This is a genomic window from Marinobacter shunpengi, from assembly GCF_045449715.1.
Lineage (GTDB): Bacteria > Pseudomonadota > Gammaproteobacteria > Pseudomonadales > Oleiphilaceae > Marinobacter.
In genome coordinates, this window is sequence record NZ_JBJJLA010000019.1 from 215,660 (window position 1) to 241,162 (window position 25,503).

21 protein-coding genes are annotated in these 25,503 nt (G+C 61.6%); 6 read left to right on the forward strand and 15 right to left on the reverse strand.

All coding sequences use genetic code 11. The annotated features are described in order from the left end of the window. Positions 1–6 precede the first annotated feature (6 nt). The 6 genes from ACJO3T_RS14490 to ACJO3T_RS14515 form a co-directional block, all read right to left on the reverse strand. A complete protein-coding gene (locus tag ACJO3T_RS14490; RefSeq protein WP_406978905.1) occupies positions 7–3,261 on the reverse strand; it encodes a DUF1592 domain-containing protein in 3,255 nt (1,084 codons plus the stop codon). A gap of 32 nt (positions 3,262–3,293) precedes the next feature. Beyond that, positions 3,294–4,340: a cellulose binding domain-containing protein gene (locus tag ACJO3T_RS14495; RefSeq protein WP_406978906.1), complete on the reverse strand. Its 1,047-nt coding sequence runs from the start codon at positions 4,338–4,340 to the stop codon at positions 3,294–3,296. Between the two features lie 164 nt (positions 4,341–4,504). After that, positions 4,505–5,134, reverse strand: a complete 630-nt coding sequence (locus ACJO3T_RS14500) for a hypothetical protein (RefSeq protein WP_406963247.1) — start codon at positions 5,132–5,134, stop codon at positions 4,505–4,507. Between the two features lie 218 nt (positions 5,135–5,352). After that, positions 5,353–5,859 carry a DUF192 domain-containing protein gene (locus tag ACJO3T_RS14505; RefSeq protein ID WP_406963246.1) on the reverse strand — a complete coding sequence of 169 codons (507 nt, stop codon included), beginning with the start codon at positions 5,857–5,859 and terminating at the stop codon, positions 5,353–5,355. Between the two features lie 13 nt (positions 5,860–5,872). Next, a complete protein-coding gene (locus tag ACJO3T_RS14510; RefSeq protein ID WP_406963245.1) occupies positions 5,873–6,634 on the reverse strand; it encodes an ABC transporter permease in 762 nt (253 codons plus the stop codon). A gap of 31 nt (positions 6,635–6,665) precedes the next feature. Next, the gene (locus tag ACJO3T_RS14515; RefSeq protein WP_406978907.1) at positions 6,666–7,589 is read right to left on the reverse strand and encodes an ABC transporter ATP-binding protein; all 924 of its coding nucleotides are present in this window, start codon (positions 7,587–7,589) and stop codon (positions 6,666–6,668) included. A 198-nt stretch (positions 7,590–7,787) separates the two neighbouring features. On the opposite strand from ACJO3T_RS14515, the gene ACJO3T_RS14520 reads away from it, so the two are divergent. Then, the gene (locus tag ACJO3T_RS14520; protein WP_406978908.1) at positions 7,788–8,237 is read left to right on the forward strand and encodes a hypothetical protein; all 450 of its coding nucleotides are present in this window, start codon (positions 7,788–7,790) and stop codon (positions 8,235–8,237) included. 6 nt (positions 8,238–8,243) lie between these two features. Here ACJO3T_RS14520 and ACJO3T_RS14525 read toward each other — a convergent pair whose 3' ends face one another. The 3 genes from ACJO3T_RS14525 to ACJO3T_RS14535 are packed head-to-tail and all read right to left on the reverse strand — an operon-like array spanning position 8,244 to position 11,269. Continuing rightward, the gene (locus ACJO3T_RS14525; protein ID WP_406963242.1) at positions 8,244–9,734 is read right to left on the reverse strand and encodes a PhnE/PtxC family ABC transporter permease; all 1,491 of its coding nucleotides are present in this window, start codon (positions 9,732–9,734) and stop codon (positions 8,244–8,246) included. A 12-nt stretch (positions 9,735–9,746) separates the two neighbouring features. After that, complete coding sequence (locus ACJO3T_RS14530) at positions 9,747–10,403, reverse strand: phosphonate ABC transporter ATP-binding protein (protein ID WP_406978909.1); 657 nt, start codon at positions 10,401–10,403, stop codon at positions 9,747–9,749. Next, positions 10,403–11,269 carry a putative selenate ABC transporter substrate-binding protein gene (locus ACJO3T_RS14535; RefSeq protein WP_406963240.1) on the reverse strand — a complete coding sequence of 289 codons (867 nt, stop codon included), beginning with the start codon at positions 11,267–11,269 and terminating at the stop codon, positions 10,403–10,405. The genes ACJO3T_RS14530 and ACJO3T_RS14535 overlap by 1 nt, the downstream gene beginning before the upstream one ends. A 126-nt stretch (positions 11,270–11,395) precedes the next feature. Here ACJO3T_RS14535 and senB point away from each other — a divergent pair, with 126 nt between their 5' ends. Continuing rightward, positions 11,396–12,370 carry a selenoneine biosynthesis selenosugar synthase SenB gene (senB, locus tag ACJO3T_RS14540; protein WP_406978911.1) on the forward strand — a complete coding sequence of 325 codons (975 nt, stop codon included), beginning with the start codon at positions 11,396–11,398 and terminating at the stop codon, positions 12,368–12,370. On the opposite strand, the gene selD is transcribed toward senB, so the two are convergent. The 4 genes from selD to ACJO3T_RS14560 all read right to left on the reverse strand — a co-directional run bounded on the left by selD (position 12,354) and on the right by ACJO3T_RS14560 (position 17,692). Then, complete coding sequence (gene selD / locus ACJO3T_RS14545) at positions 12,354–14,624, reverse strand: selenide, water dikinase SelD (RefSeq protein ID WP_406963238.1); 2,271 nt, start codon at positions 14,622–14,624, stop codon at positions 12,354–12,356. The genes senB and selD overlap by 17 nt on opposite strands. Further along, complete coding sequence (locus ACJO3T_RS14550) at positions 14,621–15,340, reverse strand: helix-hairpin-helix domain-containing protein (RefSeq protein WP_406963237.1); 720 nt, start codon at positions 15,338–15,340, stop codon at positions 14,621–14,623. Before ACJO3T_RS14550 ends, selD begins: the two co-directional genes overlap by 4 nt. A 140-nt stretch (positions 15,341–15,480) precedes the next feature. After that, positions 15,481–15,891, reverse strand: a complete 411-nt coding sequence (locus ACJO3T_RS14555) for a hypothetical protein (RefSeq protein WP_406963236.1) — start codon at positions 15,889–15,891, stop codon at positions 15,481–15,483. A gap of 247 nt (positions 15,892–16,138) precedes the next feature. Further along, positions 16,139–17,692, reverse strand: a complete 1,554-nt coding sequence (locus tag ACJO3T_RS14560) for a GNAT family N-acetyltransferase (RefSeq protein ID WP_406963235.1) — start codon at positions 17,690–17,692, stop codon at positions 16,139–16,141. Positions 17,693–17,888: 196 nt separating this feature from the next. On the opposite strand from ACJO3T_RS14560, the gene ACJO3T_RS14565 reads away from it, so the two are divergent. Continuing rightward, a complete protein-coding gene (locus ACJO3T_RS14565; RefSeq protein WP_406978912.1) occupies positions 17,889–19,775 on the forward strand; it encodes a methyl-accepting chemotaxis protein in 1,887 nt (628 codons plus the stop codon). Positions 19,776–19,789: 14 nt separating this feature from the next. On the opposite strand, the gene ACJO3T_RS14570 is transcribed toward ACJO3T_RS14565, so the two are convergent. Together ACJO3T_RS14570 and recQ are read right to left on the reverse strand one after the other, a co-directional pair. Next, on the reverse strand, positions 19,790–20,722 hold the full coding sequence (locus ACJO3T_RS14570; protein ID WP_406963233.1) for a transporter substrate-binding domain-containing protein: 933 nt from the start codon (positions 20,720–20,722) through the stop codon (positions 19,790–19,792). 134 nt (positions 20,723–20,856) lie between these two features. Then, the gene (recQ, locus tag ACJO3T_RS14575) at positions 20,857–22,671 is read right to left on the reverse strand and encodes a DNA helicase RecQ (protein ID WP_406963588.1); all 1,815 of its coding nucleotides are present in this window, start codon (positions 22,669–22,671) and stop codon (positions 20,857–20,859) included. A gap of 219 nt (positions 22,672–22,890) precedes the next feature. On the opposite strand from recQ, the gene ACJO3T_RS14580 reads away from it, so the two are divergent. The 3 genes from ACJO3T_RS14580 (at position 22,891) to ACJO3T_RS14590 (ending at position 25,428) form a co-directional block, all read left to right on the forward strand. After that, positions 22,891–24,081: a lysophospholipid acyltransferase family protein gene (locus tag ACJO3T_RS14580; protein WP_406963232.1), complete on the forward strand. Its 1,191-nt coding sequence runs from the start codon at positions 22,891–22,893 to the stop codon at positions 24,079–24,081. Positions 24,082–24,156: 75 nt separating this feature from the next. Next, on the forward strand, positions 24,157–24,822 hold the full coding sequence (locus ACJO3T_RS14585) for an alpha/beta hydrolase (RefSeq protein WP_406963231.1): 666 nt from the start codon (positions 24,157–24,159) through the stop codon (positions 24,820–24,822). Between the two features lie 24 nt (positions 24,823–24,846). Then, on the forward strand, positions 24,847–25,428 hold the full coding sequence (locus tag ACJO3T_RS14590; RefSeq protein ID WP_406978913.1) for an acyl carrier protein phosphodiesterase: 582 nt from the start codon (positions 24,847–24,849) through the stop codon (positions 25,426–25,428). Positions 25,429–25,503: the final 75 nt, after the last annotated feature.

The following is a 25,503-nucleotide window of genomic DNA, read 5'->3' on the forward strand; positions in this document are numbered from 1 at the left end:
ATCTCCTTATTGATCTCTGCGCAGGGCAAAGGTCTGCAACTGAGTGATGCCCACCATCAGATCCTTCAGCCGGTAGTCATTGGCTGCGAACAACCGGGTCAGGTTATCGATGGTGTTTTCATCCGATGACGTTTCGATATAGCCACGGGCAAACCGGTAGAACTGGGTGGCCAGACAGCTCTTGCTGCTGTCGGTCTGGGCCAGCACCTGTTGCATCTCGCGCACGCCGTCGTAGGCCACGCTGGACTCCTCGAGCAGGCTTTCCAGGCCGTAGATCTCACCGTAGGTGTTGACCTGCTTGCCGTTGTCGGTGGTGCGATAGCCACCGGCACCGTCAAAGGCGGCGAAACCGAAACCAACGCCGTTGATGTACAGGTGACAGGTCTGGCAGTCCGGGTCGCCGGTTTTCTCCTCAAACCGCTCGCGGGTGGTGTAGTTCGGGTCCGGGTCCGGGAAGCTGGTGTCCAGTTCCTCCGGGGGCGGAGGCAGCTCCTGGCACATCAGGCGCCGGCGAACGAAGTTGCCCCGGGGAATGGGGGCCGACTCGTTGGCGTGGCCATGGGAGGCCATGACCGCGCCGGTGGCGAGGATGCCGCCCCGGGTGCCGGTGGTGTCGGTGACCTTGCGGATGTTGTCACCACTGACGCCGGACAGGTTGTAGTAGTTGGCCAGGGCCTGGTTCACGAACACATAGTCGGCGTTCAGCAACTCCTGGAACTGGCCGGTGGAGTCGTACATCACGTGGGTGAAGAAGGCACGGAGCTCCTGGTGCATGGCATCGCGAACCTGGCCGTTGAAGCGCGGATAGATGTTCGGGTCCTTGCTACCCATGGAGGCCGGGTCGGACTCCAGCCACTGCTCGGCGAAGTGCCCCATATGCACGCGGGCCTGCTCGGTTTCCAGCAGCCGACGGGCCTGGGCGGCCAGTTGTTCCGGGGTTTCCAACTGGTTGCTGGCCGCCGCGGACAGCAGTGTGTCGTCCGGGATGGTGCCCTGGAAGATGAACGACAATTGCGACGCCAGCTCGTACTGGGTCAGCTTGTAGACACCATTGCCCTGGGCTTCGCCCAGCTCGCTGATGTAGAGGAAGTTGGGTGAGATCAGCATGGCCTCGATCACCGCGGTCATTCCGCTGTTGAAGTCGCCCTGGTCCTGGAACAGGCCCAGGTAGCCGCTACGTTCCTCGTCGGTCAGCGGACGGCGGAAGGCTTTCAGGCCGAAGTTGTCGACAAACTGCTCGTCGCAGCCGTCGGCGTTCTCGTCACAGGGGAGCAGGGTGCCCTTCTGGTTGCTGACGGCGTCGTCGGCCAGTTGTTCGGCGGCCCGCATGTACTCGTCGAAGTGACGGGCGCTGACGAAGTTCTTGGCGGCGTTGTTGCTGAAGCCCTTCACCCTGGCTTCCGTGGGGAAGTTGTTGGTGATGTTGGCCGCATCAATGCCCAGAAGGTCGGATACCGCGTTCTCGTACTGGTAGCGGGTCAGCAGGTTGAGCTGGCGCGGGCCGGCGGTCTCGTCTTCCAGGTTGACCGGATCGCCATCACCCTGGTCGCTCCAGAAGTTGTCGGCGATGTGCTCGCCCACGGCCTGGGCGCAGTCACCCACGCAGCGGCCGGCATTGCCCAGGGGCATGGTGCTGTCGATATAGCTGACCAGGGAGTCCAGTTCGGTGGACTGGGTCAGCGAGACACCGACAGCGCCACCGGTGCCGTCAGCCCCGTGACAGGAAGCGCACTGGGTGGCATAGATCTCGGCGCCGTCCAGCTCATTGCCGTCGTCTCCGCCATCATCGTTGCCACTGCCGTTGTCGCCCCCGTCATCGCCGGAACCATTGTCTCCGCCGTCGTCGTTGCCGGAACCGTCATCGTTGCCCGGATCGCCGCCATTGTCGTTGCCGCCGTCATCGTCGCCGGGGTCATCGCCCGGATCGGTGCCGGGATCATCGCCGCCATCATCCCCGGGCATGTCGTCGGACGGCTGGGCGTTGACGATGACATTGCCGGAGGACATGGATGGCACGCTGTCGTTCACCGCGATCACGCGGTAGGTGTAGTTGCCCTCGGCGTCAAGCTGTTCCATCCATTGGGTCTGGTTGGCATCCACGGCGTCCCGGGTTTCCCAGTAGCCATCGCCCTGGCGACGCTTGATGACAAAACCGGTTTCGTTGCTGCTGAGGTCCTGCCAGCTTAGGGTCACCGTGCTGTTACCTTCGGTGTAGGACGCATCCACGATGGACGGCGCTGCCGGCGCGTCACCGACTTCCACCGGCATCAGGTTGTCGGCGTCGTCGCCACTGATGGCCGAGAAGCTGAGGTTGAAGTACACCGGTACGGTCTGCCCGATGGCGGACAGGCCGGCAAGATTGCGCAAGGTCTCGATACCTCCCACCAGCTCGAAATCACCGCCCTGGACCATCACGGGCCGCGCGGTGCGTACGGCTACACGGTTGTCGGCGGTGCGGATCACCATGACGTCGGCGGTGGTGTCCTGGCTGATGCCGTTCAGGCTGAGCCGGCCGTCCAGGGTCATCATTTCCGCCTCACCTGGCTCCAGGCTGGTTACCGTCGCCATATCCACCTGGGTGGTGAAGGTCAGGGTGGGCAGCAGGCCGCTGGCAAACAGGTGGTCGCGGATACGCTCATCCCGTATGTCAATACCGGTGTCCACCGTGTTCAGGTCAATGGCCAGGGTGGCCTTGCCGCTGGTGTCCACGAAGGCCTGCAGGTTCTGGAAGCTCTGGGCCTCGGCCACATCGGTGTTCTTGACGGTGACGAACGAGAAGTCGGAGTCGGCTCCGTTCAGGGACCAGCCCATGACCGGCTCGTCCGGTGAATCATCTCCGGGGGAGTCATCGCCAGGGTCTGACCCGCTGCCGTCCGCCGGGCTGCCGCAGCTTTCCCCGTTGAGGAAGAACTCGGTGGGCAGGCTGCCGGACGGGTTCTCGATATTGAAGCCGAAATCAAACTGGCCGCCGCTGGTGACCGTGCCGTTATAACCGGCATCGATCACGCCGATCTGCTGGCCCTGTTGCTCGAAATGGCCTTTCCAGAGGTTGGAGATGGTCTCGTTGCCGGGGAAGGTCCAGGACAGGTCCCACTGTTCAATACGCGGCCCGTTGTACTGCACGGTCACCTGGTGGGTGGCGCCGTTGCCCCAGTTGTTGATTTCCTGATAGTCCACGGTACAGAGCTCATTGGCCAGTGCGGCATTGCCGGCCATCGCCCCCGCAGTCAGTGTCAGCAGGTTTCTTAGTAAGGGTTTCATAAAAGCCTCTCTCATGCGGTGTCAGGAGCGCGTCACGGGGTGGTGGGCTCGTCGGCTTCAAAGAACAGGGCGAAATCCACCGGTACGGCAATGCTGATGGAATCCAGGCCGGCCACTTCCCGTAGTGCCTCCACGCCGTTTTCAAGGCCAAACTGGTCGGCGGTGATGATCAGCGGTTGGGCACTGCTGACGAGGAACCGCTGGTTACCCAGGTGCTGGACGCGGAGCTGGCTGTTGATATCGCGGGTTTCACCGCTGATCTGTACCTGGGCCGGAACATCCAGGGTCATCACTTCGCCGGCGGACAGGCCCTGCACCTGGGAGAGGTTGTCGCCCAGCTCGATGGCCACCGTGGCGGTGGGCGTCTGGCCGGTGTTGAACAGCATCTCCTTCAGGCGCTGGTTGCGGATATCAATGCCGGTTTCGACGCTGTTCAGGTCGATGTCCAGGGTGGCGGTGCCGTCGGCAACCGAGCCGGAGAGAGTGCCGAAGCGATGGCTTTCCACCTTGTGGGTATTCTTGGTGGTGACGAAGCCGAGGTAGGAGTCGCCGGCATCAAGGGTCCAGGCGGTACGTGTGGCCGGATCATCGTCGCCGGGATCACCGCCATCGCCGGGTTGGTCGCCGCCGTCGCCCGGGTTGTCACCGGGATTGTCGGGCTGGTCGGGGTCGTCCGGCTGGTCCGGGGTGTCGTTGACCTCCTCGTCGCAGGGCTCTCCGTTGAGGTAGAACTCCACCGGCACCTCACCGGACGGGTTACGCACGTTGAAACCAAATTTGATCTCCCCACCCTCGGACAGGCGGGCGTTCCATAGCAGGTTTTCGACAACGACGTCCTGTCCGTTCTGGGTATGGGTGACGTTGAAGATGGAATCGATGGTATCCCCGCCGGGGAACGTCCAGCTCAGCTCCCAACCGGTGACATCCGGGCCGTTGTAGGTCATCTGTACACGGTGTACGGCACCGGTCTGCCAGCTATGCTGGATCCTGTAGTCGACCTCGCAGAGCGAGTCGGCGACGGCTGTGCCGGCCATAGCCGTGCCGCACAGCAGTAGTGCCAGTCTGGATTTAGTCTTCATAGCGCACGTTTTTAATCCTGTACCTGGTGGTTAAACACGACTACCGCGATAACGCGGGTAGCAAACGTTGGCCCTTACTGCCGGAACAGGCCCTGGAAAACTGCAGGGGGTACTGCGTCTGCAATTGAATTCGGGTTACAGCGTGGGCAGGACTTGCGCCCGCCCTACGACCTGACTTCCCGCCGGCGGGCGGGGCGGTCAATGACGAAATACTTGATGGGATCCAGAAACAGCTTGAACACCAGTAGCATCAGCAGGCAGGTGCTGCTGAGCATCAGGAAATAGAACGCCAGGATGTTTTCCATACCGGTGTTGAAGTTGAGGGACCGGGCAATGCCCAGCACCAGGGGGAAGCCCCAGGAAATGATGGAAATGCTGGAGAAGGTGAACATCATGGCCTTCTCGTCGACGGTGACCCGGTGGAACATCTGATGCCCCAGGTTCCGGTCAAGGATGGGGAATACCTTGTGGTGCAGGAAATAGCCGTTGACGGTCAGGACCACCACAATGACCAGTTTTGCCCAGATCTTGGGGTTGCCCAGCAGTTCGGGCTGGTGCTGCCAGTAGATCCAGAGGAAGGCCAGGCCGGTAACCCACAGGATGAACAGGCCGGTACTGACCAGGCGGGCGATAAAGTGGAACAGCACCAGCTTCTCCCGGGTGATGCGCTCCAGGTAGAAGTAGCGGAAGGCAATGATATCCAGGGTCAGGGCGCCGCCGACGCCCAGTGCAAGACCAATCAGGTGGCCGGCAATGAACAGGGTTTTCAGCGTTTCAACGGAGGGCAGATCCATCTCGCGACATCCTTGGCTTGACTCCCTTGGCCCGGGACATCCTTCTCCGGGTCGACCTGGCAACATTCACATAAATGAAATATTATTCATTAATGACAGTCACTTACGACCGGTCAGCAATAAAAACCGCGGGAAGTATAAGGATATACGCAAGAGCAGGGACAGGGGAGAAACCGGAGGCTGTGAGACTGTTCAACCGGGCAGCGGGAAAGTGATACCTAATCAACCGTGGGACAGGTCGTATGGTCGTTCAGGTTTGTGATTAACCTGTCTCCGATATTTACATGATTTTCCTCGAAAAAGTCGGCGTTCATCTCCAGTACGTTCCGGTGACCGACCCCGGGAATCCAGCTTGGGCACTGAGTGGCGGATTCGGTCTCGCAGGGCACCATGGTGTCCATGGCCACGATGACACCGTCTTCATCCAGCCAGGCGATATCCAGGGGGATCAGGGTGTTGTACATCCAGAAGCCCGCCCTGGGGCCCCGATTCTCCTGGTAGACGAACAGCATCCCACCGTTATCCGGCAGGGAGGTGCGCTCCATCAGTCCGAAGCGATGCTGGAGCGGTTCAATGGCCTGCTCCAGCTTCACGGGGATGGCTTCGGATTCGGTGACCAGACAGGCCTGGTAGGGTTCCAGGAACTGGGGAGGCGGGGCCTGCTCCGCCATGGCGACAGGGGTAGCCAGCAGCATTGTCGCTATCCAGGTTGTCCGCCAGTTCATGAGCAGTCTCCGGTCAGGGTTTGAGTCGGTAGCCGGTACGGAAGATCCAGGCAATCAGCACCATGCATAGAGTCAGGAAGACGATGATCATGCCGACACTGATACCGATATGGATATCAGAAACACCATAGAATGCCCAGCGGAACCCGGAAATCAGGTACACCACCGGGTTGAACAGGGTGATGGTCTGCCAGATCTCCGGCAGCATGTCGATGGAATAGAAGGTGCCGCCCAGGAACACCAGGGGCGTGACGATCATCAGCGGAACAATCTGCAGTTTCTCGAAGCCGTCAGCCCAGACACCGATGATAAAGCCGAACAGGCTGAAGGTGACCGCCGTGAGCACCAGGAAGGCGATCATCCAGAACGGGTGCAGCACGCTGTAGTCCACGAACAGTCGTGCCGTGGCCAGGATGATCAGCCCCAGGATAACGGACTTGGTGGCGGCGGCCCCCACGTAGCCAATGACCACCTCGATATAGGATACCGGCGCCGACAGCACCTCGTAGATGGTGCCGGAGAAGCGGGGCATGTAGATGCCGAAACTGGCGTTGGAAATGCTCTGCATCAGCAGCGTCAGCATGATCAGTCCGGGGATGATGTAGGCGCCATAGCTGATGCCGTCGATATCGCCCATCCGTGACCCGATGGCGGAACCGAACACCACGAAGTACAGCGACGTGGAGATGACCGGGGACGCGACACTCTGCATCAGGGTGCGCCACATGCGGGCCATTTCAAACTTGTAGATGGCGAGGATGCCATACACGTTCATAGTGATACTCCAGTTCTGTCACGGGGCCGGTTCAGTCGTGGTGAACCAGACCGACGAAGATTTCCTCCAGCGAACTCTCCCGGGTCTGCAGGTCCCGGTATTCCACACCCAGTTCGCCCAGGGACCGAAGCAGCAGGGCAACCCCCGTCTGTTCCCGCTGGCTGTCGAAGGTATAGATCAGCTCATAACCGTCCTCGGACAGTTCGATGGGCTGGTCCTTCAGTTCCGGCGGAAGCTCATTCATGGCGGTCTGCAGATGCAGGCGCAGTTCCTTGCGGCCCAGCTTGGACATGAGCGTGCTCTTGTCTTCCACCAGGATCAGCTCACCATTGCGGATGACGCCGATGCGGTCGGCCATCTCCTCCGCCTCCTCGATATAGTGGGTGGTGAGGATGATGGTGACACCGCTTTCCCGGAGTTTGCGGACCATTTCCCACATATCCCGGCGCAGTTCCACGTCCACCCCGGCGGTGGGCTCGTCCAGGAACAGGATGTCGGGTTCATGGGACAGGGCCTTGGCAATCATCACCCGGCGTTTCATGCCGCCGGACAGGGACATCACCCGGTTGTTGCGCTTGTCCCACAGGGACAGGTCGCGCAGGATTTTCTCGATATGGTCCGGGTTGGGGGCCTTGCCGAACAGGCCGCGGCTGAAACTGACGGTGTTCCAGACCTTCTCGAAGGAGTCGGTATTCAGTTCCTGGGGCACCAGGCCGATCTTGGTGCGGGCCTCGCGGAATTCCTTCAGGATGTCGTGGCCCGCCGCCGTCACGGAACCGTGGCTCGGGTTGACCAGCCCGCAGATGATGCTGATCAGTGTGGTCTTGCCGGCGCCATTGGGGCCGAGCAGGGCGAAGATCTCACCCTTCTGGATCTCCAGGGTGACGTCCTTCAGGGCCTGAAAGCCGTCACCGTAGGTCTTGCTGAGGTTCTGGACCGATAATTCCGGGTGCACAGCGGGTACTCCGTCAGCAGGTTTGGAAAAGGCAGGCATTTTCGCACGTTATGGGGTATCAGGGCACCCCGTATAGCCCCTTATAGTTTTGCATGCTATGGGACTTGTCGTTCCGTTGGTGCATTCCGGGCCGAAAGGGCATAATGCCGTCGCCGGGCCCTCCCTCTGTCGGCCCATTGGTGTTAATCGGGATCCTGAATGATACGTGGTCTGTTGATGGTAGTGTTGGTAATCGGGCTGGGAGCCCTTGCCGTTATGGGCCCGCGCTGGTTTGAGTCCAGGTCGGCGGGGGCCAGTGACGCCGGCGACAGACCCGACTGTCATCCGCTACAGGAAGCTTGCCGCTGGCAGACCGATTCCGGCCAAGCCTCTGTCCGCATAGAGCGCCTGGCGGGCAATGAACTGGAACTGACGGCTACCTTGCCGACCGCCCCGGACCGGGTCATGGTCCTGTTGACCGGGGAGACCATGTACATGGGCGAGTATCCCCTCAGGATGGAAACGACCGATGAAACAGGCCATTACCGGCTTCGTTTTGTTCCTCCTTACTGCACCACAGGCGATGCCATGACATGGCGAGCAAGCCTGCGTGCCGACGGCGCTCCCATGGGCATACCTTTCAATGTCCTGTTCCAGCCCACAGAGTAACGGCTTTCAGCAGGTGGGCATGGTCTGCAGGGCCAGTCTACCGCGGATCCTGCGGGACAGGGAGTCGATGCCGATGTTCAGTAGCGCGGTCACCAGGATCAGGATCATGGCCTTGTCGAACTGGATGTTCTGGATCGCGCTGTCCACGTAGAAGCCCAGGGTGTAGATCCCCAGGATGCCGAGGATGGCGGTTTCCCGCATGATGATTTCCCACCGGTAGAACAGGAACGCCAGGAACGACGGGTACAGTCGCGGTACCAGCTCGTAGCCGTAGCGGGTGATGCCACGGGGCGCATCCGGCCTCAGGTACAGGCCACTGGACTGACGGCCGATCAGGTGCCCGATGATACCGCCGTTGTGCAGGGACAGGGCCACCACCGCCGGCAGCATGGATGGTCCCCAGAGCTGCAACAGGATGTAGGCCAGGATGTACTCGGGGGTTGAGCGGGCAATGACCAGCAGCACATGGCCGCCCGTGCGGCTCACCCGGTTGCCGAAGTGCCTGGAGATCAGTGGGAAGGCTGCCAGCGCCACCAGTCCGGTCGCCACCAGGGCCATCTGGGTCAGCAGCAGGGTGTTCCAGATGCCCGGCAAGGCCTGGTCGATCACCAGTTCCGACAGCCACGGCCAGAGTTCATCGCTACCCACGCCTTCCCTCAGTGGCGCGGGCACGATGTCCTCGGTAAAGAACCGTTTAACGTTGCCCCACACGATGGGCAACCCGTCCCCCAGGAAAAAGGGCGCGGCGACAATGTAGAAGGGCAGCAGGCGGGGACGTACCCACAGGGGAATGGTGGCAATCAGCCCATAGAACAGCAACAGCACCGCGCCGGCCTCGGAATAGTGCCCCTGGGAGAAGGACGATTCCAGGAAGAAGCCGAGGGTGGGCAGTCCCACGAAGCCGAGGATGGCACTGGAGCGCAGGCCACATTCCAGGCGGTAGGAGGTATAGGTACGCAACTGGTCCCAGCAGTCCGGGATACGGGCATAGACAAAGGCTGATAGTGCGCCCACGCCGGGCGGCAACAGGGTCCGGGGCTCGGGATCGGCCTCGTCCAGGATCTCGGAGTACACCTTGGCGAAGATGCCGGAGTAGGGGATGGCGATGGCCAATACTCCGGTGAGCGGGTGGAAACCGAAGAACTGCAGGAAAATCAGCGCCCAGAAGAGTTCGTGGATGGCCCGGATAAAGGCGCAAAAGGTGCGTACCAGCCGGATCCGGTAGATCAGCGCCAGCCCGAAGCCGCAGATGCTGCCAATGGTGACGCCGACAAAGGCAAAGGAGACGGTTCGCAGCAGCGCGGTGGCCAGGCCTTCGCTGGAGAAGAAATCCGGGGTTATCATCCCCCAGAAAAACCGGAACAGGTCCTGCCAGGGATTGGCGGTGGTAATGGCGATATCCGAGAACGCCAGGCATACCAGGGCCAGGACCAGGAAACCGAAACTGGTGCGGGCGGTTCTGGAGCGGCTCAGGGGCACATTGGGCCAGGCTGGCATGGGCGTCTACCGTCAGTCGTAGAGTGGTCGGATATCCGCGGGCGTCAGCTCGTGGCTGGGTGCGTCCAGGGCTATCTCGCCGTTGCGGATGCCCACCACCCGCGTTGAGTATTCCAGGGCCAGGTCCACGTCGTGCAGGGCGATCAGGTAAGTGGAGAACCTGGACGTCAGCAGGGACATGACTCGGTGTGCCAGGGGGCCGTCCAGGGCGGATACCGGTTCATCCCCCAGCAGGAAATCCGCCTTGTGGAACAGTGCCCGGGCAATGGCGGTCCGTTGGCGCTGTCCGCCAGACAGGGCGGCGGCGGGGATCCACAGTTTTTCTTCCATGCCCAGTTGTTGCAGGATCGCTGTCACTGCTTGCCGGTCCGCCTGGAAGGGGCGAACCAGGGACACCAGGTTGTACAGGCTGTTGTGCTGGTCCAGCCGGGCCATGAAGACATTATGGAAAACCGGCAGCGCGTTCACCAGGCCCAGTTCCTGGGGCACCAGGGCGACCTGGCTGGCCACCCGATCGTGGATCAGCCGGATCAGGGTGGACTTGCCGGCGCCACTGCGACCGACTAGGGCGACCTGTTCGCCGGGCCGTATGGTGAGGGACAGCGGGCCCACCACCCGCTGCCCTCCGAAAAAACCGGACAGGCCGTTAAACTCCAGGTCAGTTTCCATCAACGTAGCAGGCCAAGTTCCTCGGCGGTGTCCTCAATGGCGGAATAGTCGTCATTGGAGGCGGGAATGAAGCCTTCCCGGGGGAACCGTTTCAGCAGATCCGGATCATCCATGTTCAGCAGGGCCTCGGTGACACGCTCCTTGAAGCCTTCGCCAAAACGCTCGTTGACGTCACCACGGATGGTCCATTGATAATCGGCGTACTCCGGGGTTTCCCAGATCACCTGAACCTTGTCGGTGTCCACCTCGCCGTTCTCGACGGCGGTTTCCCAGACCTTGAAGTTGAGCGCGCCAACATCATAGGTGCCGGCTTCCACCAGGCGGATGGTGCGGGTGTGGTTGCCGCTGAAGCCGACACGGGAGAACACCTCGTCGGGCGCTTCGGAGAACGCTTCGCGAAGGTAGTACTCGGGCATCAGTCGACCGGAAGTGGAGCCCTTGGAGCCGAAGGTGAAGGTTTTGTCCCGCAGGGCATCGGACAGTTCGCTGGCCGGTTCCAGCCCGGATTCGGTATTGGCGATGAAGTAGCTCCGGAATCGGGTGTCCTCCACGCCCTGGGCAATCGCCTCCGAGCCCGGTACCAGCCGACGGGCCTGGACCCCGGACAGGCCACCGAACCAGGCCAACTGCACCTGGTTGTTGCGGAAGGCGGATACGGCGGCAGCGTAGGATTTCACCGGGACATAGCGTACATCGACGTCGAGCTGCTCCTCCAGGTAGGCCTCCACGGCGCCAAAACGCTCAACCAGCTGGGTTTCATCCTGGTCCGGAATGGCGGTGAAGACGAATGTCTCCGCAGCGGCGGATAGGGCAAAGGTCTGCATGGCGGCGGCTATGGTAGCCAGGCCAAAGAGTTTTCTGAGCATAGGAGTCATTCCTTGAAGTGACGGGGTCAGGCACCAATGTGCCGGTTGTAATGATACTCTACGATAGCCTGACTGGATTAGCCTAACGTAGAAATCATCAGACACATTCTGAATGGTAGCAACTTAATGAAACTACTGCTATTGACGCCGGCGCCGGAGGGCTCCCTGTCCGGCAACCGGGCCACCGCCGAGCGTTGGGCCGGACTGCTGGAACAGGCGGGGCACCGGGTTGTTGTCGGGACCGACTATGATCCCTGGGAGGCCGACAGCGCTGATCTGCTGATTGCACTCCACGCCTGGCGGAGCCGGGAGACCGTCGCCCGCTGGCGTCGGGAACAGCCCGGCAAGCCCGTTGTTGTCGCCCTGACCGGGACCGACCTGTACCGCTACCAGTTCACCAAGCCCGAACAGACCCTGCCAACCATGGAGCAGGCCGACCGGTTGATCGTGCTGCACCGCCTGGCGGCCCGGGATGTTCCCCACCGCTTGCAGGGGCGGGTCAGTGTGGTGTTGCAGTCAACGGAACAGCCTGACGCCCCGGTCAGCCCGTCACCGGACCACTTTGATGTGTGTGTGATCGGACACCTGAGGGACGAGAAAGACCCCCTGAGGGCCGCCCTGGCCGCCCGGCAGCTACCACCGGCCTCGGCCATCCGCGTGTTGCAGGCGGGGCGGGCGCACAGTGAGGAATGGGCGCAGGCCGCCCGTCGGGAAATGGCCGATAACCCGCGTTACCATTGGCTGGGCGAACTGGACCGGAGTGCCACCCGACGCCTGATGGCCAGCAGCCGGATCATGGTCATCAGTTCCATCATGGAGGGAGGGGCCAACGTGGTGTCCGAGGCGTGCCGTGCCGGCTTGCCGGTACTGGCTTCCGACATTCCCGGTAACCGGGGCCTGCTGGGGGAGCAGTACCCGGGGCTCTATCATGTGAGGGACGAGGCCGCCCTTGCGCAGCGGCTGGCCAGGGCGGAGAACGACGCCGACTGGCTGGCCGGCCTGGCGGCCATTGTCAGTGACCTGGCGGAGGATTTCACGCCCCGGCGGGAACAGGCGGCCCTGGAAGAGGCCATCGCCCGGGCGATCAGTCCCTCAGGGTGATGGGTTCGATGGCTTCCCCCTGGGCCGTCACCTCGCCGATGATGGCGGTCAGGGGATAGCCCAGGGATCGAAGCTCTTCCACGCAGGCCTCGGCCCGGTCAGCGGGCACGCTGGCCAGCAGACCACCGGCGGTCTGGGGGTCGAAGATCAGTGGGTAGCGGGGATGGTCAACCCAGCGGGCCTGGTCCCGGATACCCCGGCGCAGGCGGATGTTGGCCGGTTGCAGGGAACTGAGGATGCCCTCGGCGGCGGTTTCCTCGGCACCCGGCAGGATGGGGATGGCAGACAGGTCAAGCACGGCGTCCACTTCCGATGGCCGGGTCATCTCCACCAGGTGGCCCAGCAGGCCAAAACCGGTGACATCGGTGCAGGCCCTGGAGCCGTAACGGAGCAGGCAGCGGGCCCCCTCCAGGTTGGACTGCATCATCGAGGCGAGGGCGGCGTCGATCCAGCGCCCCCGGGCTGCCAGCCTGGCATGGGCGGCGAACAGGGTGCCGGTACCGATGGCCTTGGTGAGGATCAGTTTGTCGCCAGGCTTCAGCCCGCCCTTGCTCATCACCTGATCCGGATCGATCAGGCCGTTCACCGCAAAACCCAGTGCCAGTTCCTTGCCCTCGCCGGTGTGGCCGCCCACCAGGGCGCAGCCGGCTTCGTTGAGCACTTCCACCGCTCCGGACATCATCTGGAACACCACGTCTTCCACCTTCGACTCGATGCCGTAGGGCACCGTGGCCACGGCAGTGGCACTCTGGGCCTCGGCGCCCATGGCGAATACATCCCCCAGGCTGTGGTTGGCGGCCACCCGGCCGAACACGTAGGGGTCGTCGATAAAGGCGCGGAAGAAGTCCACCGTGTGCACCACGGCCTTGCCGGGAGGCACCGTCAGCACGGCGGCATCGTCCGGGGCGTGGAGCCCCACCAGGATATCGTCCCGCTCGATGGGGCGCAGTTCCCCCAGGGCCCGGGACAGCACGGTGCTGCCCACCTTGGCGCCGCAGCCACCGCATCGCATGGCCACCGCCGAGATGGCCTGGGAGGCCTCCTCGGGGTTCTGGGCGGCGGCGGTGTCGGGCAGGGCGGCGGATTCCTCCATGGCCGGCAGCTCATTGAATTTCTTCATGAACCGGCGGTCGATCCAGTCCTTCCAGCGCCACACCAGGCGCCCCTGCATGAAGCGGTCACCCTTTGAGGCGATGGCGTACTTGTCACCGGTGCTGATCAGCGCCAGCCAAGTCTTCTGCGGGATGAACGGTTTGGGCTTTTTTCCGATGGCGGCGCGACGGAGGTTTTCCGACAGGGGCGGCCCCTGACGCACGGCGAACACACCGGCTTTCTCACGGGGGTGGTCCACCACGTTGGCAATATCCCCGGCGGCGAAGATGTCGTCATCGGTCTCGGTCTGAAGGGTGTCCCGGCAACGTATAAAGCCACCGTCGTCCAGGGCCAGGCCCGTGTCCCGCAGCCATTCAGGGCCACCGGCCCGGGTCACCCAGAGCACTTCATCCAGGTCGAAGGCGTGGCCGTTATCGGTACGCAGGTGTCCCGCCTCGACAGCGGTCACGGCGCTGCCCAGGTGGGTGTGCACATGCCGCTGTTTCAGGGTTCGGGCAAACGCCTGTCGCACCCGGTCGTTATGGGTGGGGAGAAGGTCACCAGCTTGGTCGAAAAGGTGGAAGGAGAGCTGGTCCGGGTCCTTGCCCCGGGCCTGGTATTCATGGCGCAGGCGGTGCTGCATGGCCAGGGTCAGTTCGACCCCGCCGGCGCCGGCGCCGACAACGCCGATGGCCATGGGGCCCTGGTGGGTCTCGGCCCGCTCCAGCAACGCCAGCCAGCGCTGGTTGAAGCCATTGATGGGCTTGACCGGCACGGCATACTCTCCGGCACCGGGCACTTCACCCACCTGCGGGGTGGAGCCGATATTGATGGACAGCAGATCATAGGGTACCGACGGACGCCCCCGGCAGATGATCCGCTTGTTGGTGCGGTCGATGTCGACGGCCTCGTCCCGGTAGAAGCGGGCACCGGCAAATTCCGCCAGGTTGCTCAGGTCAATGTGGCATTCATCATAGGTGTAGTGGCCAGCAACGTAGCCGGGCAGCATGCCGGAGTAGGGGGTGTGCGTGTCGCGACAGATCAGTGTGAGGCGAACCCCCGGCACTGGTTTCATCGCAAAACGTTTGAGGACTCCAACGTGGCTGTGGCCACCACCAATCAATACGATGTCACGCAGTACCGGTTGTTCCGCTTCCTTCATCCGATCAGTTTCTTCGCTTCGTTAGGCCAGTCACTGAAGCCTTTCATGCTGGAGAACTGGTTCAGTTTCTCCTGCTCGGCTTCGGTGGGGCTGGCAATCTGGTTAATGGAGGTAATGCCAGCACCCTGCAACTTACGGGCGGTGACCGGGCCAATGCCCTTGATACGGGTCAGGTCGGACAGGTCGTTACCCTTGGCGGCCGCCTTTACGGTGGCGCCGGTCTTGCGGGCGCCGGCCCTGGTGTTGGTGGCTGCTTTCCTGGCACCGGATTTCGCCTTGGTGGCGGTCTTCTTTCCAGCCTTGCTTGCCGTTTTGGCTGTGGTCTTGCCCGCCGATTTCGCGGTCTTGGCTGTTTTCCTGGTTTCCTGCTCCAGGGATTTGGTAACCGCCTCCTGGCCCCGTTTGGCTTCGCGCTGGGCAATGCCGAGGCGGTCCATCACCGAGTCCTGGATTTTCTGGAACTCTTCCATCCGGCGGTCCAGCTCATCGTGAAAACGCTTCATTTCGCGCTCACGGAGCTCGTCGATCTCCTTCATCAGCTTGCGGACCGGCTCCTGGATCTGGTTCTGGAGTGAATCAAGCTGTTTGAAGGCGTCGTCCACCAGTCTTTCGATCTGCCCGGAGGTCTTCTCGAATTCCTTGTTGACCTTTTTGACGATCTTTTCGACGTTGGGGCGTTTGTTGTCGGTCTTACTGCTCTTGCTGGTCTTGGCCATGGTACCGCTCCCTGTTCACGGGTTGTGACGAGCTAACGGATAGTCCGTTAAGGCAGCCGGCCGGATGACCGACCGACGGAATTTGTGGCAGTGCTGACCCTGAATGGACTCCCTCCGGCCCGCAAAAGAGCAGGAGGGGTTCAGGCGGTTGCACCCAGGCTGGGATTTTCGCGGCGGGAAAGCAGGGACTTCTTGCGGTCAAGTACGTCGCGAATGCGCTCGAACTGCTCCGAACGCTCAGCCTTCGGGCGGTAGTCACTTGCAATAAAATCAATATGATAAAAGAAATTGCTACAGTACTTTCTTCGCTCGGTGATCAGCCCGGTCAGGCCGTTTGCCTGGAGGTTCTCGAACGGCATATCCATTTCCAGGTCCAATCCGAGGGTTTCGCCCGGTTCAAACACCTTATCGGTTTTCAATACGCAACCGAACTGATTCAGATCAAACAGACTGGCTTCTACCAGTTCCTTGCGGAATAGCCCTTTCTTCAGGGTGAACCGCGCTACCAGGTCTGGCAGGGGGGTGTGGTAAGCATTGTCTGACATTGGCATGGCTCATTTCCCTGGGCGGCGCAGACCGCCAACAACATTTATTATACTCGACGCGTCAGGGAGTCTTTGAATGGAGCCTGACGGATGACACTCAGGATCTATTCAGGGACTCCCCGGATATTATGGTTGTGTTCCCAGTGCGTAAACTTTAGTCACCGGAAAACGGTTTGGCAACAGTTTCAGTATCGTAGCGGGTGCACTTAATGTGCGTTGCCGCCCGTTTCACGACAAAGGATGAGGCGCGGTCTCAGCTATCATCCTCTACGATATCATGATCCTTGTCGTTCGTGTGTAAGGTGTACAAATCCGTGCGCCGGTCCTTGAGGTTGGTTACCGAGCCCTCGTTGCGAACCAGCTTGAGTTTTTCCAGGTCCAGGTCGGAGAACATAATCATCTCGGTGTTGGGGGTGGTTTCCGCCATCACCGCGTCGTGGGGGAAGGCGAAATCCGACGGTGAGAACACCGAGGACTGGGCATACTGAACGTCCAGGTTCTCCACCTTGGGCAGGTTGCCGACACTGCCGGTAATGACCACGTAGCACTCGTTCTCGATGGCACGGGCCTGGGCGCAATGGCGAACCCGCAGGTAGCCGTTCTTGGTGTCGGTCCAGAACGGCACGCAGATGATATCCACCTCCTCGGCGGCGGCCATGCGCCCCAGTTCCGGGAACTCGATGTCGTAGCAGATCATGATGGCGACGCGTCCGGCATCGGTATCGAATACCTCGAACCGGCTTCCTCCCTCGATCACCCAGTCCCGGCGTTCATGGGGCGTAATGTGGATCTTCCGCTGCTCGTCCACCCGACCGTCGCGATGGCACAGGTAGGAGACGTTGTAGACCCGATCATCCTCGATCAGGGGCATGGAGCCGGTGACAATATTGATGTTGTAGCTTACCGCCATCTCGGACATTTCATTGCGGAACTGCTCGGTGAAACCGGCCAGGAAACGGATGGCCCGGGTCTGGTCCATCTGGTCGGTGAGCCCCATCAGCGGTGCGTTGAAGAACTCCGGGAACAGGGCGATATCGCTCTTGTAGTCGGACAGGGCATCGACAAAGTATTCCACCTGTTTCAGCACTTCCTCTACAGAGGTGAATTCCCGCATCTGCCACTGGACCGCCCCCATGCGCACCTGGGTCCTGCGGGTGTTGAGCACCGTGGAGGGCGGGGTGTAGAGGATGTTGTTCCACTCGAGGAGTGTGGCGTAACCCAATGATTTTTCATCCTCCGGCAGGTATTTGTGCATCAGCCGGGTGACCTGGAAATCATTCGAGAGCTGGAAGGTCAGGATGGGGTCGTAAATCTCCTTGCGATCCACCCGCTGGATGTACTCCGCCGGCGTGTACTGACTGGCATACTTGTGGTAGTTGGGGATACGGCCACCCGCCAGGATGGCCCGCAGGTTCTTGGACCGGCAGAGTTCCTTGCGGGCCTCGTAAAGGCGGCGACCCAGGCGATAGCCCCGGTAGTCCGGATGGATGAACACATCCAGGCCGTACAGGGAATCGCCATTGGCGTTGTGCCAGATCTTCTCGTTGCGGAGGATCAGGTCGTCATAGGTGTGGGGGTTGCTGAAGCGCTCGTACTTCACACAGACCGTCAGCGCGACCGCCACCAGCTCACCACTGTCCTCAATGCAGATCTGGCCATCCGGGAACTGGTCGACCAGCGCCTTGATGGTGTCCCGGGGCCAGGCACCGCCAATATCGTTGTAGACCCGGTCCATCAGCACCTTGAGTTGCTCATAGTCACTGTCTTCAAGGTTGCGCAGGCTCAGGTGCAGTTCTTCATGTGCCATGGCGATGGTGGCTCCTGTTCGATAGGGGGTGTTCAAGACCCATTGTAGACACTGACCGGGATTGGCGGTGTCGCCAGCCTCTGTATCAGGGTGCCGAAAACCGTGATGGTATCAGAAGTTTGTTAAAGACTTCGTCCCCGTGGCCGACATGCATTCCAGTAACGCCTTCCAGCCTATTCACCACGGGAGAACGCCAGTGAATCTGTCCTTCGGCCAGAAACTGCTGATCGCATTCGGTATTTTGCTTGTCCTTGTAGTCGGTAGCTACGCCGTTACCGGCGACCACCGGCTGACCGCCACCACAAGCCGCTACGTCGAGTCCATGGCGGCGGATACCGCCAGCCAGGCCACGGCGAGTATCGCGGAGTGGCTCAACACCCGACTGAAGATGACCGAGGGCGTTGCCGGGGCGCTGGCGTCGGCGGAAGACGACGGGCAGGCGAGGGCCATCCTGCAGTCCGCCAACGTCGGTGGCGGGTTCAACAACGTCTATGTGGGACGCACCGATGGCAAGATGCTGATGCCCGACCGTGAGGCGCAACAGACCCTGCCTGACGGTTACGATCCCCGTACCCGCCCCTGGTACAAGCTGGCGCAGGAGCTGGGTCGGGCCTCCATTACCAAGCCCTACAAGGACGCCTCGTCGGGGCAGATGATCCTGTCGACCCTGGCGCCGGTGAGCTCCGGGGAATATCGGGGCGTGGCCGGGGCGGACATTACCCTGGATGTGGTGGATGAGCTTCTGGGTAGCGTCAACCTGGCGGATACCGGTTATGTCGCCCTGGTCGGTGGTGACGGCACGGTGCTCTACCATCCAAACAGTGATCTGGTGGGGGAACCCATTTCCGGGTTTCTGGGGCAGGAGCCTCGGTTCGGTGGTGAAGCCAGTACCGTGGTCATTGAGGAGACTCCGTGGCGGGTAAGCTTCCACGAGATTGAGCAGGCCCGTGGCGTGAACTGGCACCTGGCCATGTTTGCCAATGAGGATCTGGTGAACGCGCCGGTCCGCAAGGCCCGCACCACAGGCCTTCTGATCCTGGTGGTCGGCCTGGTGGTTGCCCTGATCCTGCTGCACCTGGGTATCCGGGTGCTGATGCGACCGGTACATCGCCTGAACAATGCCATGGCGGATATTGCCAGCGGCGACGCGGATCTGACCCGCCGGCTGGATGTGGAGACCAAGGATGAGTTCGGGCGACTGGCCGGGAGCTTCAACGAGTTTGTGGCCAACATCCAGGGGGTTGTCCGGGACGCCCAGCGGGGCGCCGGTGAACTGCATGAGTCAGTGGCGGCCCTGCGCCAGACTGCCAGCACCAGCCGCAGCAGTGTCGAGGGCCAGCAGCAGGAGGTGGACATGATTGCCACGGCGATCAACGAGATGTCCGCCGCCGCTTCGGAAATTGCCCGCAATGCCCAGCAGACCGCCGATGCAGCCCAGACAGCCGATTCCGATGCGCGGGAGACGGTGGGCACGGTGTCCCAGTCCCGGGACGCGGTGGACCGGCTGGCGGAAGAGATTGGCAGTGCCGCCCAGGTGATTGAGCGCCTGGGCCGGGATGTGAATGAGATCACCACGGTACTGGAGGTCATCCAGGGCGTGGCCGAGCAGACTAACCTGCTGGCCCTGAATGCCGCCATCGAGGCCGCCAGGGCCGGCGAGGCGGGCCGTGGTTTTGCGGTGGTGGCCGATGAGGTCCGTAACCTGGCCCAACGCACCCAGAAGAGCACCGGTGAAGTGGGCGCCGTGATCGAGCGTCTCCAGGCCGGGGCCTCTGAAGCGGTGCGGGTGATGGAGGCCTCAACCGAGGTATCCTCGGAAAGCGCGGCGAAGGCCCAGCATGCGATGGATGCCCTGGACCGGATTGCCGCCGCGATCACCTCCATCAACGAGATGACTTCCCAGATCGCCACCGCGTCGGAGGAACAGACCTCGGTCACCGAGGAACTGAACAGCTCGATCACCCGCATTGCAGAGAAAGGTCAGGATGCCGCGGAGGCTGCGTCCGAGAACGACCAGTACAGCAACCGGATCGATTCAGTGGCGTCTGACCTGAACGACAAGGTCCGGCGTTTCCGGGTCTGATCGAGGGCGGGACGCTAAGGCGTGTCCTGTCGGGCAAGGCCGTTGGAGATCCGCCGCCGCAGGGTCTCCAGCACTTCCCGGCCGATGGGCGCCGAGTCATCACTAAGGAGAGGGTTTTCCAGTACCAGCAGTTTGCGCCGGTCGAGATTCAGCGACTCCACGGCACGACCATAGTAGGTGGCGAGGTGCAGTGCAAAGCTGCCGTCGGAGATGGCCCTTTCCAGGCCCAGCTGGATCCTCTGGGCGGTATCGTGATCATCCGGACCGACGAAGAAGTAGGATGGCATGGGGTAAGCAAGCAACAGGTGAGGTTCTATCACCAGGTCGCTGTCATGCACTCGTTCCAGGTCAAACAGCACTTCGCTCACGCCCCGTGCAAAGCAGTCAAACCGGTTCCGCTGCAGCATGTTAAACAGGGTTTCAAACCGCGTATTGGTAATCACCTTGACGCCGTTGGCCTTCAGGATCTCGCTGTCCGGCCAGTGGGTGCCCTGGCCGATGCTGATGTCACGGGCCACCAGGTCGTCCAGGTCTTCCACACCCCGGAACCGCAGAAGGTTATCCTGCCTGACCACACAGACCCGCAATCCCAGCAACCCCCCGTCAATAGGCAGGGGGATGGCGTAGAGGTTGTCTTCCCGCTCAGGAGAGGTAGCCACATTGGCGATGGTGATCAGCCGGTCATCCGCCTCCTGGAGCTCCACCAGAGCGCGTCCCTGGACCATTTCCGGCGATCGCAGAATCCGGTACGGGCCGTACTCCGGGGTCTTGTCGAAGGCCAGCCGCAGTACCGCAAGCACGGCCGGGCTGTCGTAGTTGCGATACCAGAGCCGGTAGACGATCGGGTCGGTACTGTCCCGGGCGGCGGACGGGTTGCCGATGGGTAGCAGTATCAGAAGGGCAAGGAGGATAACACGCTGGAATTGACAGGATCCTGGTAGGGCCATTGAGTCTTCCGAACTGCTGGGCGGTACGCGCGCACTGCGGCATCGAATTATTGGTTATTCAGACAGTGTAGTCGTTTTCCGGCTGTTGCAGCATATATTGTGCAAAAACACGCATTTCCGCCGTCGGGGTGGGCTTATGACCTCGGTGGAAGACTGTCCAGTACGGCCAGGAAAACTGCCCCGTAGCGCTCCAGCTTGGCGCTGCCAACGCCACTGACTTCCGACATTTCCTCCAGGCTGGCCGGGCGCCGCTCCAGTATCTCCATCAGGGTGGTGTCGTGGAAAATAACGAAGGGGGGCACACCCTGTTCGTCCGCCAGTTCCTTGCGTTTCTGTCTGAGCGCCTCCCAGCCTTCCGGGTCTGATATGGACTGGGTACGGGAACGGCGGTCTCCATCCTGGCGCCGGGTCACCTTGCGTTCCGGATCCCGGCGAAGCTCCAGGGCGGCTTCACCCCGCAACACCGGGCGGCAGATTTCGGTCAGTTGGAGGGCGCCATATCCCTCCGGATCGGCCCGCAGGTACCCATTGGCCACCAGTTGCCGGAACACGGATTTCCACTGGTTGACCGACAGCTCGGTACCGATGCCCCAGGTGGACAGGGTCTGGTGCCCCGCCTGCCGGATACGGTCGTTCTCCGATCCTCGCAGCACATCGATCACGTAGTTGACGCCGAAGCGCTGTCCGGTCCGGTAGACGCAGGACAGGGCCTTGCGCACCGCGTCGGTGCCGTCCCAGGTCTCCGGTGGTACCAGACAGGTGTCGCAGTTGCCGCAGGGGGCGTCCAACTGGTCGCCAAAGTAGCGCAGCAGGGCCTGACGACGACAGGTGGTGATCTCGCAGAGGCCCAGCATGGCATCCAGTTTCTGGCGTTCCACCCGTTTGAAGTGGTCATTGCCCTGGGAGGCCTCCAGCATCTGCCGTAGCTTGATCACATCCTGCAGGCCGTAGACCATCCATGCCGTGGAGGGGTTGCCATCCCGGCCGGCGCGACCGGTCTCCTGGTAGTAGGCTTCCAGGCTCTTGGGCAGGTCCAGGTGGGCCACGAAGCGGACATCCGGTTTGTCGATGCCCATGCCGAAGGCAATGGTGGCCACCACGATCACGCCGTCCTCCCGCAGGAAGCGTTCCTGGTTGCGGGCCCGCTCCTCGGCGGGCAGCCCGGCATGGTAGGGAAGGGCAGTGTAGCCTTTCTGTTGCAGGAGTCGGGCGGTGGCGTCCACCTTGTTGCGGGACAGGCAGTAGACAATGCCGGAATCGTCAGGATGCTCGGCCTTGATGAAGTCCAGCAACTGCTTGTTGGCGTTGGTCTTGGGGGCAATGCGGTACTGAATGTTGGGGCGGTCGAAACCACTGATAAAGTGCCGCGCGTCGGTAAGGGACAGGCGCTCGGCGATTTCCTTGCGGGTGCGCTCGTCGGCGGTGGCGGTCAGGGCGATGCGGGGCACATGGGCGAAACGCTCCGCCAGGATGCTCAGGCCCAGGTAATCAGAACGGAAATCGTGCCCCCACTGGGACACACAGTGGGCTTCATCAATGGCGAACAGTGACAGCGATGCATCTTCCAGCAGGCTCAGGGTACGGGGCTGGAGCAGCCGTTCCGGGGCGCAGTACAACAGGTCCAGTTCCCCCCGCAGCAGTGCGTTCTCCGCGTCCATGGCCTGCTCCATGCCCATGGTGGAGTTCAGGAAGGCGGCCCGCACCCCCAGTTGTTGCAGTGCGGCTACCTGGTCCTGCATCAGTGCAATCAGGGGCGAAATCACAATGCCCGTTCCGGGCCGGACCATGGCGGGAATCTGGTAGCAGAGGGACTTGCCGCCGCCGGTGGGCATCAGCACCAGCGCGTTGCCACCATTGACCAGCTCCCGGACGATATCACCTTGCAGGGGACGGAAGGACTCGTAGCCGAATACCTCGTGCAGCACCTGTTCCGGGCTGGCGGAGGGCATCACCGGCTTTTCGGGGCTGAGCTGGTCGAAGTCGGTGTAGGAGTCCATGGATGGCTCGCCGGGTTCGTGAATGAACGCGGGATGATATCAGAATGGGGATTGGTTGTCGGGAGGAGGCATCTGCGGCGCTGCCGCGATACAATAACGCGGTTTTTCGCACCGGCCAACCGGGCCGGGCCTTGTTTATTCGATAAAAAAGGCAACAAGAACAGGACTCTAATGCAGGAATTTGATGCCATACGTCCCTATGGGGATGACGAGGTCGAAGGCGCTGTACGGCGGCTGTCCAACGACCCCGATTTCTTGTTGATGGTGGGGCGGTTCCGCTCCCCCATGCTTGCCCGCTGGCTTCCGGGCCTGCTTCGCAAGCGCGTGAAAAGCTGGTTGAGGAAAGAATTCGGCAGTGCCCGGACCATCCGGGATGTCCAGTTACGGGTGCAGGCGTACGTGACCGACCTGGTGGGCCGGACCACCACCCGCCTGACGTCGTCAGGGCTGGAGCGACTGGATCCGGACACCCCGTACCTCTTCATCTGTAACCATCGGGATATCGTGTTTGATCCGATGGTGGTCAATCACCTGTTACATCTGAACAGTTTCGAGACCACCCGCATCGCCATCGGTGACAATCTGCTCAAGAACCCGGTGTTCGCTGAGATGATGCGCCTGAACAAGAGCTTTGTGGTGCAGCGGGACATCCAGAGCCCCCGGGAAATGCGGCAGGTGTTCCTGACCCTGTCCGGGTTCATCAACCACAGCCTGGATGATGGCCACAGCATCTGGATTGCCCAGCGGGAAGGGCGCGCCAAGGATGGGGTGGATCAGACCGATCCCGCCATCATCAAGATGTTCTACATGAGCCGCAAGAAGGAGGGGCTGGACTTCGCCGAGGCCATGAACCGCATGCGTATCGTGCCGGTGTCCATTGCCTACGAGTACGACCCCTGTGACGTGGACAAGGCCCGGGAGCTGGAAACCCGCGAGCGGACCGGTACTTACACCAAGGCGGAGAACGAGGATTCCGAGCAGATCGTCAAGGGGCTGACCGGCTTCAAGGGTCATGTGCACGTGCACTTCGGCTCACCGATCAGTGATTCGCCCGACAATGCGAAGGACCTGGCGGCCCTGATCGATACCGAGATCCGTGCCAACTACCACCTGCATGCTTCCAACCTGGTGGCCTATAACATGAAAGGGGTACACCCGGCGACTCACGATACCCCGGACGTGGTCGGCGAGGAGGTGGTGACCGCCGAGAGCTGGACCCCGGCAGAGCTGGAAGCGGCGGAAGAGGAACTGGAGCGGCGCATTGAGGCCTGCGACGAGGCCATCCGCCCCTACCTGATTTCCATGTATGCCAACCCGGTGCTGAGTTCGCTCAATGCTCAGGAGGCTAGTGTCCCGCAGTAGGTTAACGAATTACCCAGACGGGACACCAGGGAACCATCCACCGACTGACTTTTTACCGATTGATGACGAGGTGTTATGAACCAACTTGAGTACATCCAGCAGGACACCGGTGAGAACCCGGATGCATCCGTTATCTGGCTCCACGGCCTTGGCGCGAACGGCCATGACTTTGAGCCGGTGGTACCGGAGCTGGGTCTGCCACAGGGCGCTTCGGTCCGCTTTATCTTCCCCCACGCCCCGGAAATTCCGGTGACCATTAACGGCGGCATCCGGATGCCGGCCTGGTATGACATCAAGTCGCTGGAACTGGGCCGCACCGTGGACAAGGATCAACTGGTGGCGTCCGCCCAGGCGGTGGCGGCCCTGGTGGAGCATGAGATCGATCGGGGTGTGAAGTCCGAACGCATCGTGATCGCGGGCTTCTCCCAGGGGGGCGCGGTGGCCTACGAACTGGGCCTGAGTTACCCGAAGCCCCTGGCGGGCATCCTGGCCCTGTCCACTTACTTTGCCACGGCGGATACCGTGCAGTGTTCCGACGCCAACCGGAACATTCCCATCAGTGTGTTCCATGGCACCCATGACCCGATGATACCGGAGGCCCTGGGCCGGGCATCTGTTGAGAAGCTACAGGCCATGGGCTACCAGGCGGATTACCAGACCTGGCCCATGGAGCATGCTGTATGCCTGGAGGAGATCCACGCCATCGGCGAGTTCCTGCGGAACGTCCTGGTGCTCCGATAACGGAATGGTGGAGTTACTGATCCTGTGAACCACTTCTGTCACCTGTTCCTGGCCCGTCCGACGCTGGAATCCCGGGTGGGCAACCTGCTCGGGGATTTCGCCCGGGGGTTGGATAGCCGGGACCTGCCGGAACAGGTGAGGGAAGGCCTGGAACATCATCGGGCCGTGGATGCCTTCACTGATTCCCATCCGCAGGTGTTGGCCAGCAAGGCGCTCTTTTCCGCCGACCGTCGCCGGTTTGCGGGCATCGCCCTGGATATCCTCTTTGACCATTACCTGCTGCGCCATTGGGAACAGTTCGGACATACTGATAAAAATCGTTTTATCAAAGAATTATATGCGGATCTTGAAGCGGGATCTTACCTGATGCCGCCAGCCATGGAGCAGGTGACCCGGCGTATGGTGGCGTATGACTGGTTCAATGCCTACGAAAACCTGGATACGGTGGGCCAGGCCATGGACCGGGTCGCCAGTCGCATCCGGTTCCGTCATGGTTTCGAGGGCATCATTAATGAAATCCGTCCGATGGACGACGAGCTGGAAGCCCGCTTCCTGGTTTTCTTCCCGGACCTGCTGGCATTCAGTCGTTCCAGACTGGAGCCATAACCCCGGATAGCCGTTGTCGGGCCATGCGCCAAGAATTACGACAGATGACATGCCGGTGCAGTTTGCTATCGTAGG

Bases quoted from the DNA above. Each gene is read 5' to 3' on its own strand.
- ACJO3T_RS14530 (WP_406978909.1), bottom strand. From the start codon at position 10,403: ATGGAAACTGACCTGGAGTTTAACGGCCTGTCCGGTTTTTTCGGAGGG.
- ACJO3T_RS14490 (WP_406978905.1), bottom strand. From the start codon at position 3,261: ATGAAACCCTTACTAAGAAACCTGCTGACACTGACTGCGGGGGCGATG.
- ACJO3T_RS14570 (WP_406963233.1), bottom strand. From the start codon at position 20,722: ATGGCCCTACCAGGATCCTGTCAATTCCAGCGTGTTATCCTCCTTGCC.
- ACJO3T_RS14535 (WP_406963240.1), bottom strand. From the start codon at position 11,269: ATGCTCAGAAAACTCTTTGGCCTGGCTACCATAGCCGCCGCCATGCAG.
- ACJO3T_RS14520 (WP_406978908.1), top strand. From the start codon at position 7,788: ATGATACGTGGTCTGTTGATGGTAGTGTTGGTAATCGGGCTGGGAGCC.
- selD (WP_406963238.1), bottom strand. From the start codon at position 14,624: ATGAAGGAAGCGGAACAACCGGTACTGCGTGACATCGTATTGATTGGT.
- ACJO3T_RS14585 (WP_406963231.1), top strand. From the start codon at position 24,157: ATGAACCAACTTGAGTACATCCAGCAGGACACCGGTGAGAACCCGGAT.
- ACJO3T_RS14510 (WP_406963245.1), bottom strand. From the start codon at position 6,634: ATGAACGTGTATGGCATCCTCGCCATCTACAAGTTTGAAATGGCCCGC.
- senB (WP_406978911.1), top strand. From the start codon at position 11,396: ATGAAACTACTGCTATTGACGCCGGCGCCGGAGGGCTCCCTGTCCGGC.
- ACJO3T_RS14555 (WP_406963236.1), bottom strand. From the start codon at position 15,891: ATGCCAATGTCAGACAATGCTTACCACACCCCCCTGCCAGACCTGGTA.
- ACJO3T_RS14495 (WP_406978906.1), bottom strand. From the start codon at position 4,340: ATGAAGACTAAATCCAGACTGGCACTACTGCTGTGCGGCACGGCTATG.
- ACJO3T_RS14500 (WP_406963247.1), bottom strand. From the start codon at position 5,134: ATGGATCTGCCCTCCGTTGAAACGCTGAAAACCCTGTTCATTGCCGGC.
- ACJO3T_RS14560 (WP_406963235.1), bottom strand. From the start codon at position 17,692: ATGGCACATGAAGAACTGCACCTGAGCCTGCGCAACCTTGAAGACAGT.
- ACJO3T_RS14550 (WP_406963237.1), bottom strand. From the start codon at position 15,340: ATGGCCAAGACCAGCAAGAGCAGTAAGACCGACAACAAACGCCCCAAC.
- ACJO3T_RS14580 (WP_406963232.1), top strand. From the start codon at position 22,891: ATGCAGGAATTTGATGCCATACGTCCCTATGGGGATGACGAGGTCGAA.
- ACJO3T_RS14505 (WP_406963246.1), bottom strand. From the start codon at position 5,859: ATGAACTGGCGGACAACCTGGATAGCGACAATGCTGCTGGCTACCCCT.
- recQ (WP_406963588.1), bottom strand. From the start codon at position 22,671: ATGCCCTCCGCCAGCCCGGAACAGGTGCTGCACGAGGTATTCGGCTAC.
- ACJO3T_RS14525 (WP_406963242.1), bottom strand. From the start codon at position 9,734: ATGCCAGCCTGGCCCAATGTGCCCCTGAGCCGCTCCAGAACCGCCCGC.